Below are 11643 nucleotides of genomic sequence, written 5' to 3'. Positions count from 1 at the left end.
GCGTTGTTCTGACCTGACGCAAGACCAACCCCCTGCATCTGTGGACCCGTCGAATCTCGACGGGCTCTCGGCTGCCGTCCCGGGACGTGCAAGTGCCGCCGCCATGGCGGACGGCCCGTGGCTGTGTCGAAATTGACAGGGCCACGGGCCGTATACCGTACCGCTAGTTCCGGCCCGCCGGGAGTTGACCGGCGAGTAGCTTCAACAAGGAGTACGCAAACCAGGGTTAACATTCCGCCGATTCACGCCGGAATTCGTTCGCAGTGCCCGTTCGCTCTTCAGGAAGTCTTCAGCAACGGGCACGCCCACTCCCCCACGCAACCCCCGCAGAACCGATCCCGCCGCCACAGCCCCGACCGCGATTCGGCCCCGGCGCAGGAACCGGATCAGGCCGGACCGGGACAGGGATCAAGGCTCCGGATCAGACTCCGAAAACCCCGATCCTGATCCCGGTCCGGATCCTGCCCGGGATCAGTACGCGCGGGCGACGATGGCGATGTTGCCGTCCTGGTCGTCGGTGGCCGGCACCGAGCCGTCGGCGGCGACGATGCAGCGCACCGAGACGCCCTGCTCGGCGAGCTTGGCCTCGCCCTCCGGGCCCAGGTCGGCCCAGGAGATCCGGCCCCAGCCGGTGGCCGCGGCCTCGACGGCCTCCTCGATGGAGGCGACATCGACCGTGCGGGCCTCGCGGCGCTCGCGCGACTGGCGGAGCAGCAGCGCCTGGTCCTCCTCCAGGATGCCGGGCACCAGGGTGGCCAGCGAGTCGGTCGCGACCGGCTCCTTGCCGCCGGCGATCCGGCGGACCAGCATCGCGGTGCCGTTCTCCAGGTCGCGCGGGCCGACCTCGATCCGCAGCGGGACGCCCTTGAGCTCCCAGTCGACGGCGCGGCGGCCGAAGGGGGTGTCGGTGCGGTCGTCGACCACGACCCGGACGCCGGCGGCCTCCAGCTGGGCGCCGATCTCGCGGACCTTGGCCAGCACCGCGTCGTCGCCCTTGATCGCGAGCACGACGACCTGGACGGCGGCCAGCCGCGGGGGCACCCGCAGACCGCTGTCGTCGCCGTGCGACATGATCAGGCCGCCGACCATGCGGGTGGAGACGCCCCAGGAGGTCTGCCAGACGTACTCGCGCTCGGCACCCTGGAGCTGGTAGGTGGTGTTGAACGCCTTGGCGAAGTTCTGGCCGAGCTCGTGGCTGGTGCCCATCTGCAGCGCCTTGCCGTCACCCATCATGCCTTCGAGGGTGAGGGTGTTGATGGCGCCGGCGAAACGCTCGCGGGCGGTCTTGCGGCCGAGCACCACGTCGATGCCCAGCACGTTGGTCATGAAGTCGCCGTAGACGTCGGTGTGGATGCGCGAGGCGTAGGCGCGCGCGTCCTCGTAGGTGGCGTGGGCGGTGTGGCCCTCCTGCCAGAGGAACTCGGTGGTGCGCAGGAAGACGCGGGGGCGCAGCTCCCAGCGGACGACGTTGGCCCACTGGTTGATCAGCAGAGGCAGGTCGCGGTGGCTCTGCACCCACTTGGAGAAGTACTCGTTGATGATCGTCTCGGAGGTGGGGCGCACGACGACGGGCTCGTCGAGCTCCTTGCCGCCGCCGTGGGTGACCACGGCGAGTTCGGGGGCGAAGCCCTCGACGTGCTCGGCTTCCTTGGTGAGGTACGACTGCGGGATGAACATCGGGAAGTAGGCGTTCTGGGCACCCGCCTTCTTGATCCGGGCGTCCATCTCCTGCTGCATCCGCTCCCACAGGCTGTACCCGTACGGTCGGATCACCATGGTGCCGCGCACCGGACCGTTGTCGGCCAGCTCGGCCTTGTTGATGAGGTCCTGGTACCAGCGCGGGAAGTCCTCCGCCTGGGGGTGAGTACGGGTGCCTTAGCCATGGGGCAGATGGTACGGGGATCGGGCCACGGACTGTGAATCCGGTGCACCGGCGCACTGCGGGGGCGCACGCCTCGGCGCACGGACACTCCCTGCACACCTCTGGACGGCGGGCCCGCGGCGCTGTTCGCTGGAAGGCGGGGCGGGACGACCGGGGGAGCCGGAGCAGAGACGCATCAACCGGAATGGGAGGCCGCGATGGCTTCAGCGCAGGTGACCGGTACGACCGCGCAGCGCCCGCACACGGACGGCGGGGCGGGGTCGCGCGGTCGGGCGCGCGACTGGGCGGAGATCCAGGAACGGATGCTGGTACCGCTCTACCAGGCCGTCTACCGGCGGCTGGAGGTGGGCCCGGCGACCAGTCTGCTGGGTCTCGGCTGCCGTTCGGGGCTGGCCCTGCTGCTGGCCGCGGAGCGCGGCGCCCAGGTGGCCGGCCTGGAACCCGAGGAGGAGTTGCGCGAGCTCGCCGAGGGGCGGCACCTGCGGGTGGCGGCCGCCGGCGGGATCGACCGGTCGGAGCAGGGCGTCCCCCGCTCGGCGTATTCGCTGGTCACCGTTTTCGAGCAGCTGACGTACGTCCGCGATCCGGCCCGGCTCGTGGTCGAGGCCGCGGGGCGGACCCTGCAGGGCGGACAGGTGGTGCTGGCGTCCTGGGGCCCTCCGGAGCGCTGCGAGAGCGCATCCGTCCTGGAGGTGGCTCGGCGCCGTAGCGGCCGCGCGCAGACCCCGGACCCGTTCGCGCTGAGTGCGCCGGGCGTCCTGGAGCTGCTGTGCGCCGGTGCGGGCCTGCGGCCGGCCGGCAGCGGCCGGGTCAGCTGCCCGTTCGCCTATCCGGAGCTCGACAGCGCGGTGCGCGGGATGCTCGCGACGGGCCTGTACGAAGCCGCGATCGAGGAGTGGGGGCCTGCGCTGGTCGCCAAGGAGCTGGAGGAGGCGCTCCACCCGTACGTGCAGCCGGACGCCTCGGTCCGGATGGCCAACGTGTTCCGCTACGTGGTGGCGGACCAGCCGCGCTGAGCAACGGATCCGGTCAGGAACGGATCTGGTCGGAAACGGATCCGGTCAGGGCCCCGGCGGGGCCCACTCCTCGGCGGTCAGCGCGAACCGCTCGTGGTCCCGCCAGGCCCCGGACAGGAAGAGCATCCGCGGGGTGAAGCCCTCGTGGCGGAAGCCGAGCCGCCGGGCGAGCGCGATCGAGCGGACGTTGTCCGGCTGGACGTTGATCTCCAGCCGGTGCAGGCCGAGGCCGCCGCGTTCGACCGGCGCGAAGCAGCGGTCGACGACCAGCTGCATCCCCTCGGTCATCCGGCCGGTGCCGGCGAACGGGAGATAGGAGTCGTAGCCGAGCGCGGCGTTGCAGAAGCGCCCCATCACGATGTTGGCGACGTTGCACTTGCCGACCAGCCCGCCGCTGGCGGTGTCCTCGATCAGGAAGGTGCGCAGGCCCTGCCCCTGACGCTCCAGGAGTTCGGTCAGGCCGTCCGGCTCGACCGGGTTCCAGCGGCCGATGTGGTCGGCGGACCGCCGCACCGCCTCGGCGTAGGGCGCCGCATCGGCGGCTCGGGGGCCCGGATCGCAACTCGCACACCACCATCATCGTTCATCCGTACGGTCCCGCGCCGCACCGGGGCCCCTGACGCTCGCGCCCCGGCACTCACGACGGCGCGACGGCCCGCAACCACGCCCCCGCACCTCCACGCCGCGCGCCACTTCGACGCGTCGCCACCCCGCCCGGAACGGGCAACGGCCCGCCGCCCCTCCAGGGGCGGCGGGCCGTCGTGATCGCGCGGGCGCGGTCAGAGCAGGTCCTTGAACTCCTTGGGGAGCTCGAAGTCGGCCGGGCCCTTGCCCGCCCCGAGGCCGAACGCGCCACCGGGCGCCGCCTCCTGGCCGCCGGCGGGGCCCAGGGCCCTGCGCTCGGCGGCGGCCGCCTCCTCCTGGGCCCGCTTCAGCGGGTTGCCGGACTTCTTGCGGCCCTTGGCGGCCGGGGCCTTCTTCGCGGACTTCTTGCCGCCGCCGCCCATCCCGGGAATGCCGGGCATGCCCGGGATCCCTTGCCGGAGGCCATCGCAGACATCATCTTGCGGGCCTCGAAGAACCGCTCGACCAGGCTGTTGACCTCGCCGACCTGGACGCCGGAGCCCTTGGCGATGCGCAGCCGGCGGGAGCCGTTGATGATCTTCGGGTCGGTGCGCTCGGCCGGGGTCATCGACTTGATGATGGCGCCGACGCGGTTGACGTCCTTGTCGTCGATGTTGTTGATCTGGTCCCGGATCTGGCCCATGCCCGGGAGCATGCCCAGCAGCTTGGAGATCGAGCCCATCTTCTGGACCTGCTCCAGCTGCCCGAGGAAGTCGTCGAGCGTGAAGTCCTTGCCGCCGCCCTGCAGCTTGGAGGCCATCTTCTCGGCCTCGGCCTGGGAGAAGGTCTGCTCGGCCTTCTCGATGAGCGACAGCATGTCGCCCATGCCGAGGATCCGGGAGGCCATCCGGTCCGGGTGGAAGGCGTCGAACTCGTCGACCTTCTCGCCGTTGGAGGCGAACATGATCTGGCGGCCGGTCACGTGGGCGACCGAGAGGGCGGCGCCGCCGCGGGCGTCGCCGTCGAGCTTGGAGAGCACGACGCCGGTGAAGTCGACGCCCTCCAGGAAGGCCTGCGCGGTGGTGACCGCGTCCTGGCCGACCATGGCGTCGACGACGAACAGGACCTCGTCGGGCTGGACGGCGGCCCGGATGTCGGCGGCCTGCTGCATCATCTCGGCGTCGATGCCGAGGCGGCCGGCGGTGTCGACGATGACGACGTCGTACTGCTTCTGCTTGGCGTACTCGATCGAGTCGCGGGCGACCTTGACCGGGTCGCCGACGCCGTTGCCCGGCTCGGGGCCGTAGAAGGCGACGCCCGCGCGCTCGGCGACGACGCCGAGCTGGTTGACCGCGTTGGGGCGCTGGAGGTCGCAGGCGACCAGCAGGGGGTGTGCTTCTGGCTCTTGAGCCAGTGGCCGAGCTTGCCCGCGAGGGTGGTCTTACCGGCACCCTGGAGACCGGCCAGCATGATCACGGTCGGGCCGGTCTTGGCGTACCGCAGCCGGCGCGTCTCGCCGCCGAGGATGCTGATGAGCTCCTCGTTGACGATCTTGATGATCTGCTGCGCGGGGTTCAGCGCACCGGACACCTCGGAGCCGAGGGCGCGCTCCTTGACCTGCTTGATGAAGGCCCGCACCACCGGGAGGGCGACGTCCGCCTCCAGCAGCGCGATGCGGATGTCCCGGGCGGTGGCGTCGATGTCCGCCTCGCTGAGGCGGCCCTTGCCCCGGAGGTTCTTGAACGTCGCTGCGAGGCGGTCGGAGAGAGTGTCGAACACGTCGGTCGCGGGTCCCTTGCGGCATCGGTACGGGTACTGTCGTCGTCCCCCAGGGTATCCGGCCGCCCGGGGAACGGTCTCCACCCGCCCGGATCCGGCCCGCGCAGGGCTCCCCGGGCGGGCCGGCGCCCTCAGCCGAGGGCGCCCTGCACCGCTCTGGCCACCTCGGACGCCCGCTGCGCGGTCAGCGGCCGGCCCTCCGAATCCGTCACGTAGAAGGCGTCCACGGCGTCCGCGCCCAGGGTGGAGACATGGGCGGTGCGCACCCGGACGCCGGCCGCGTCCAGGGCCCGGCCGATGCGGTGCAGCAGCCCCGGCGCGTCGTGCGCGCGGACCTCCAGGATGGTGGCGCTGGACGAGGCACCAGGGGCGACCGACACCACCGGCGGCGGGGTGGCGATGCCGCGCCGCCGGGGCGCGGCGGCGTCCCGCTCGGCGAGCTTGCGGGCGACGTCCAACGAGCCGTCCAGGGCCCGCCGCAGGTCCGCACGGAGCCTGGCCGCCTCCGGCAGCTCGCCGTACTCGGCGGCGACCGTCCAGGAGAGCAGCAGGACGGGCCCCGCGCCGACCGGGTCGAGTTCGCGCAGCCCGGCCGACCGGACGGTGAGCCGGTGCAGCGCGAGCACGCCGGCCACCGTGCCCAGCAGGCCGGGCCGGTCCGGGATGGCGAGGGTCAGCTCGACCCCCATCGGCTCGGTGCCGCCGTCGCCCTGTTCGGCGTGGGCGAGCAGGGAGAGCGCGGGCGCGCCCGTCCGGGCCGCCTCGACGGCGAGCCGCTCCTCCTCGGCGGTCGGGTCGCCCGCCACCGGGTAGCTGACCGCACCCGCCAGCCGGGCCGCCGCGCGGGCCGCCAGCCCGGCGACCAGCGAGGCCCGCCAGCTGCTCCAGGCCGCCGGTCCGGTGGCGGTGGCGTCGGCCTCGGTGAGGGCGTGCAGCAGCTCCAGGTGGGCCAGCGTGCCGACCGTCCCGGTGATCGCCTCGACGGTGGCCGGGTCGTCCGGGTCGCGCCGGGTGGCGGTGTCCACCAGGGTCAGGTGGTGGCGGACCAACAGCGCGAGGGTGTCGGTGTCGGTCTTGTCGAAGCCCATCCGGACGGCGACGTCGCGGACGATCACCTCGCCGGCCTCGGAGTGGTCGCCGGGCCAGCCCTTGCCGATGTCGTGCAGCAGGGCCGCGACCAGCAGCAGGTCGGGTCGGGCCACCCGGCGGGTCATCGCGGCGGCCCGCACCGCCGTCTCGATCAGGTGCCGGTCGACCGTCCAGCGGTGCACCGCGTTGCGCTGCGGGCGGCAGCGCACCCGCTCCCAGTCCGGCAGCAGCCGGGTGATCAGTCCCTCGGCCTCCAGCGCCTCCCACACGGGCAGGCAGGCCTCGCCGGCGCCGAGCAGGGTGATCAGCTGCTCGCGGGCCTCGTCCGGCCAGGGCACCGGCAGCGGCTTGGACTCGGCGGCGAGCCGGCGGACGGTGGCGTAGGAGACGGTGAGGCCGGCCTGTGCGGCCGCGGCGGCGGCCCGCAGCGGCAGAACCGGGTCCTGGGCGGGACGGGCGCCCTGGGCGAGGACGGCCTCGCCGTCCTGTTCGACGACTCCCTCGGCGAGCGGGCGGCGGTCGACGGCCCCCTTGGCGACCGCGCCGGCGCCGCGGCCGACCCCGCTGAACGGGAACGCGATCCGGGAGATCCGCCGGCCGCGGCCGCTGCGGGCGGCGAGCACCCGGTCGACCGCGCGCCAGGTGACGTCCGAGGCGTAGGTGATGGTGCGGGCGGCCTCGTAGACCTGGCGCAGCAGGGTGTCGGCGTCGAGGACGCCGAGGCGGGCGGCGACCTGGTCCTGGTCCTGGAGGCTGAGCCGCTCGGTGGCGCGGCCGGTGGTCAGGTGGAGGGCGTCGCGGACGTCGGCGAGGCGGGCGGCGGCGGCATCCAGGCCGTCGCGGGGGCGTCCGCGAGCCAGGTCGCGGCGATCGCGTTGAGGGCGACCACGTCGCGCAGGCCGCCGCGGGCCTCCTTGAGGTCGGGCTCCAGCAGGAAGGAGAGCTCTCCGTGGCGTTCGGCCCGCTCGGTGCCGAGGTCCTGCAGCTCGGGCAGCCGGCCGGCGGCGCCGGCCCGCCAGTCGGCGAGCAGGGTGGAGCGCAGGGTGGCGGTGAGGGCCGGGTCCCCGGCGATGTGCCGGGCGTCGAGCAGGCCGAGCTGGGCCTTGAGGTCGTCGGCGGCGACCTGGCGGGCCTCGCCGAGGGTGCGGACGGAGTGGTCGAGGGCGGCGCCGGAGTCCCAGACCGGGTACCAGATCCGCTCCGCCAGGGCGGGGTCGACAGGGCCCTCGTGCAGCAGCAGCACGTCGAGGTCGCTGCGCGGGGAGAGCTCGCCCCTGCCGTATCCGCCGACGGCCACCAGGGCGGTGCCCGCGGGTGCCCCGGCCTCCCGGTACAGCCCGGTGAGCCAGCCGTCGGTGAGCCGGGCGAGGGCGGCGCGTCTGGCCGCACCACCGAGGCCGGGTTCGGCGAGCAGCCGGGCCCGGGCGGCGCCGTGGTCGTCCGGGCGGGCCGGGCCGGAGGGGTGGGCTTCGGTCGTGGTCACGTCGGATCCCCATCCGTGGAGCGGTCGGTGCCGGATACGCGTCCGGCGGACCTGCCGGTGGGCAGGTCCGCCAAGAGCGTGCGGAACAGGTGCTGCGTGCTGCGCGTGCTGCCGATGCTAGAGCGCGTCGGGGCCGCGCTCGCCGGTGCGGACCCGCACCGCCGTGTCGACCGGGACGGACCAGACCTTGCCGTCACCGATCTTGCCGGTGCGGGCGGCCTTGACCACGACGTCGATCAACTGCTCGGCGTCGTCGTCCTCGACCAGGATCTCGATGCGGACCTTCGGCACCAGGTCGACGGTGTACTCCGCGCCCCGGTAGACCTCGGTGTGGCCGCGCTGCCGGCCGTAGCCACTGGCCTCGGTGACGGTGAGACCGTGGACGCCGAAGGCCTGCAGGGCGTCCTTCACGTCGTCCAGCCGGTGCGGCTTGATGACTGCGGTGATGAGCTTCATCAGGCGTCGACCTCGGCCTTCGTGGCGGCGGTGGCGGGGGTGGCGGAGACGGCCCGGGCGAGGCTGGCGCCGACCGCGGTGAAGTCGTAGGCGGACTCGGCGTGCTCGGCCTGGTCGATGCCGGCGACCTCGACGTCCTCGGAGACCCGGAAGCCCATGGTCTTGTGGATGGCGAGGCCGAGCAGGTAGGTGACGACGAAGGAGTACACCGCGACCGCGGCGACGCCGAGCGCCTGCTTGCCGAGCTGGGCGAAGCCGCCGCCGTAGAAGAGACCGGACGCGGTCTGGCCGACGTGGCCGGTGGCGAAGAAGCCGATCAGCAGGGAGCCAATGACGCCGCCGACGAGGTGGACGCCGACCACGTCGAGCGAGTCGTCGAAGCCGAGCTTGTACTTGAGGCTGATCGCCGCGGCGCAGCCGACACCGGCGATGATGCCGATGGCGATGGCGCCGAGCGGGGAGACCGAGCCGCAGGCCGGGGTGATGGCGACCAGGCCGGCGACGGCACCCGAGGCGGCGCCCAGGGTGGTGAACGCGCCGTGCTTGATCCGCTCGTAGGCGAGCCAGCCGAGGCAGGCGGCGGCGGTGGCGACCTGGGTGTTCATGAAGGCCATGCCGGCCACGCCGTTGGCGGCGAGCGCGGAGCCGGCGTTGAAGCCGAACCAGCCGAACCAGAGCAGACCGGAGCCGAGCATCACCAGGGGAGGTTGTGCGGGCGCATCGGGTCCTTCTTGAAGCCGATGCGCTTGCCGAGCACCAGGGCGAGGGCGAGGCCCGCGCAGCCGGCGTTGATGTGGACGGCGGTGCCGCCGGCGAAGTCGATGACGCCCTGGCGGTCGCCGAGCCAGCCGCCGTTGCCCTTGTCGAAGAAGAACACCCAGTGCGCGACCGGGAAGTAGACGACGGTCACCCAGAGCGCCACGAAGAGCGACCAGGCGGCGAACTTGGCGCGGTCCGCGATGGCACCGCTGATCAGGGCCGGGGTGATGACGGCGAACATCAGCTGGAAGGCGGCGAACCCGGTGACCGGGATCGTGCCGCTGAGGTCGTTGAGGCCGATGCCGCGGAAGCCCAGGTAGTCCAGGTTCCCGATGAGGCCGGCGCCGGCGTCCGGGCCGAAGGCGAGGCTGTAGCCGTAGAGCACCCACAGGACGCTGACGATGCCGAGCGTGATGAAGCTCATCACCAGCATGTTGAGCGTGCTCTTGACCCTGACCATGCCTCCGTAGAAGAAGGCCAGGCCCGGGGTCATCAACATGACCAGGGCCGCACAGATGAACACAAAGGCGGTATCGCCCGCGCTGAAGCCGTCCGGCATCGGCGTCTCCTCGTGAATGGAAGCCGCTCCACACCCGGGATACCTGTCCCGTGCCACCCGGGGTGTCGGCGATGAGAGGAGAGTGCCGAAGGCTGATTTCGGCCGATGCGGCTCGGTGTTTCGCTGCCGTGACGCCGCTGACGGGGACGTTACGGATGCGTGAACCGCGGCCGTGCCATGACAGATCTTGCGATACCGTACCGCCGCACAGCACAGGCGGTAGGGGGTGGATCACCGACCGTGGGGGCGCCGCGGTTGCGGGGCCGGGGAGCCCGTTGGACGCGGTGCCGCGACTGCCCCCACGGTCGGGGTCTGGGCCGGAGTGGCCGGAAGCGGTCGTCAGACCGCGGAGGCGAACTCCGGGATGTCCTGCACGACGCGCTCGGCCAGCCGGGAGACCTCGGGGACTCCCTTGAACTGCCGGTTGGCGGCCTCCGACGTCTTGCGGACGCGGGTGTTGAGGCGCTCCGAGCGGACCTTGGTGGCGATGTCGACGGCCTGCCCGGCCATCACGGCGGCCTGCTCGGGCTCGTTCTGCAGGAGGTGGACGCTGGCCATGCCGATCAGGTTGAAGGCGTAGCTGCGCACGTGGTCGCCGTCCTGCCGGAACAGGTCGACGGCGCGCTCCATGACCGGGGCGGACATCGAGGCGTACAGCTGGCTGCGGCTGGAGTGGTAGGCGAGGTCGCGGTAGGAGTGGGCGTTCTCGGCGTTGAGTTCGGCCTCGGAGAAGAACTTGAGCCAGTCCTGGTCGCCGTCGCCGGCCCGGCAGTCGCTGAAGGTGTCCTCGGCGAGCCGTGCGGCGCGGGCGCAGCGGTTGACCTCGCCGATGGTGGCGTAGGCGCGGGCCTCCATCGCGTACAGCAGGGCCTGCTGGCGCGGGGTGGCGGTGTCGCGGCTGCCGTACTGGGCGAGGTGGATCAGCTCCAGGGCGTCCTCGCCGCGGTTGAGGTGGATCATCTGGCGGCTCATGTCGGTGAGGATCAGGGCGCCGAACGGCCGGTCGCCCGCCTCCTTGGCGGCGTGCAGGGCCAGCACGTAGTACTTCTGCGCGCTGGGGTGCATGCCGACGTCGTAGGACATCCAGCCCGCGAGGTGGGCGAGCTCGGAGGTGAGCCGGAAGAGCCGTCTGGTGGTGGGCTCCGGATACGACTCCTGGAGCAGGTCGGTGACCTCGTGGAGCTGGCCGACCACGGCCTTGCGGCGCAGGCCGCCGCCGTTCTGGGCGTCCCACTGGCGGAACATCACCGTGGTCTGCTCCAGGAGTTGGAGCTCCGGCTCGGAGAGCCGGCCGGTGAAGGCCTCGCCGCCGTTGGCGGCGGTCAGGATCGGCGTGGGGGCGCCGGAGGGCCCCGGGGTGAGCCAGCGCTGCATGGGCTCGATGAGCGCGGCGCCGGCGGTCAGCGCGAGCGAGGTGCCGAGGAAGCCGCGGCGGTTGAGCATCAGGTCGCTGCGCGAGTACTCGCTGATCAGCTGGACGGTCTGGTCGCCGCTCCACGGCAGGTCGACCCCGCCGCCGACGGTGGAGACCGGGACGGCGGTGCGCAGGCCGAGGTCCTCGATGGAGACCACGGAGCCGAACCGCTCCGAGAACAGCTCGGACATGATCTTCGGGATGGGCTCGCGGGGTTGTTCACCGTCGAGCCAGCGGCGCACCCGGGAGGTGTCGGTGCTGACGTGGTGCGCGCCGATCTGCCGTGCCCGGCGGTTGACCTGCCGGGCGAGTTCGCCCTTGGACCAGCCGCTGCGGGTGAACCACGACGTCAGCTTCTCGTTCGGTTGCTTGTCTCCCATGGGAACGTCCCATCCCGCCCGGCCCCGCCGCGGGGCCCCGCTCGTGGTGCCCGAGGGTCTTCGGGCGCTTGCTCGACGTGCCGTGCCTGCTCGACCCGCACGGACCCCTCGTACTGTGATCGGTCCGCTGCGTTCCGTGTGCCGAACGTAACGTCATTTCCGCCATCCGGGGGAGCATCGCCGGGGAAACGCCACCTTTCGCCACCCCTGCGAGTGAACAAAGGGCGGTCCGGGCGCGCTTCACTGGTCATCAGGCCGAGTT

Annotated in this window: 4 protein-coding genes and 4 pseudogenes; 1 reads left to right on the top strand and 7 read right to left on the bottom strand. The window is 72.5% G+C overall.

Annotation, left to right across the window (positions count from 1 at the left end):
* Nucleotides 1-471: 471 nt before the first annotated feature.
* Nucleotides 472-1883 (bottom strand): annotated as a pseudogene (gene proS / locus ABEB13_RS26810) (proline--tRNA ligase).
* 196 nt (nucleotides 1884-2079) lie between these two features.
* Between proS and ABEB13_RS26805 the strand changes: the two are divergent.
* A complete protein-coding gene (locus tag ABEB13_RS26805; protein ID WP_345707505.1) occupies nucleotides 2080-2898 on the top strand; it encodes a methyltransferase domain-containing protein in 819 nt (272 codons plus the stop codon).
* A 45-nt stretch (nucleotides 2899-2943) separates the two neighbouring features.
* Here ABEB13_RS26805 and ABEB13_RS26800 read toward each other — a convergent pair whose 3' ends face one another.
* The 6 genes and pseudogenes from ABEB13_RS26800 to nsdA all read right to left on the bottom strand — a co-directional run bounded on the left by ABEB13_RS26800 (nucleotide 2944) and on the right by nsdA (nucleotide 11381).
* Nucleotides 2944-3411 (bottom strand): GNAT family N-acetyltransferase, encoded by a 468-nt coding sequence (locus ABEB13_RS26800; RefSeq protein WP_425559915.1) that lies wholly within the window; start codon nucleotides 3409-3411, stop codon nucleotides 2944-2946.
* Nucleotides 3412-3677: 266 nt separating this feature from the next.
* A pseudogene (gene ffh, locus ABEB13_RS26795) lies at nucleotides 3678-5241 on the bottom strand (signal recognition particle protein).
* A gap of 131 nt (nucleotides 5242-5372) precedes the next feature.
* Nucleotides 5373-7813 (bottom strand): annotated as a pseudogene (locus ABEB13_RS26790) ([protein-PII] uridylyltransferase).
* Between the two features lie 117 nt (nucleotides 7814-7930).
* Nucleotides 7931-8269, bottom strand: coding sequence for a P-II family nitrogen regulator (locus tag ABEB13_RS26785; RefSeq protein WP_100888386.1), 339 nt, complete (start codon nucleotides 8267-8269; stop codon nucleotides 7931-7933).
* A pseudogene (locus ABEB13_RS26780) lies at nucleotides 8269-9587 on the bottom strand (ammonium transporter). Before ABEB13_RS26780 ends, ABEB13_RS26785 begins: the two are co-directional and overlap by 1 nt.
* 339 nt (nucleotides 9588-9926) lie before the next feature.
* On the bottom strand, nucleotides 9927-11381 hold the full coding sequence (gene nsdA, locus ABEB13_RS26775) for a transcriptional repressor NsdA (RefSeq protein WP_100888388.1): 1455 nt from the start codon (nucleotides 11379-11381) through the stop codon (nucleotides 9927-9929).
* Between the last annotated feature and the right edge of the window lie 262 nt (nucleotides 11382-11643).

The sequence above is a fragment of the Kitasatospora paranensis genome, from assembly GCF_039544005.1.
GTDB lineage: Bacteria > Actinomycetota > Actinomycetes > Streptomycetales > Streptomycetaceae > Kitasatospora > Kitasatospora paranensis.
This window is presented reverse-complemented; position numbering and strand designations above follow the sequence as displayed.

Coding starts and splice junctions, on each gene's coding strand:
- ABEB13_RS26805 (WP_345707505.1), top strand. CDS start 2,080: ATGGCTTCAGCGCAGGTGACCGGTACGACCGCGCAGCGCCCGCACACG.
- ABEB13_RS26785 (WP_100888386.1), bottom strand. CDS start 8,269: ATGAAGCTCATCACCGCAGTCATCAAGCCGCACCGGCTGGACGACGTG.
- nsdA (WP_100888388.1), bottom strand. CDS start 11,381: ATGGGAGACAAGCAACCGAACGAGAAGCTGACGTCGTGGTTCACCCGC.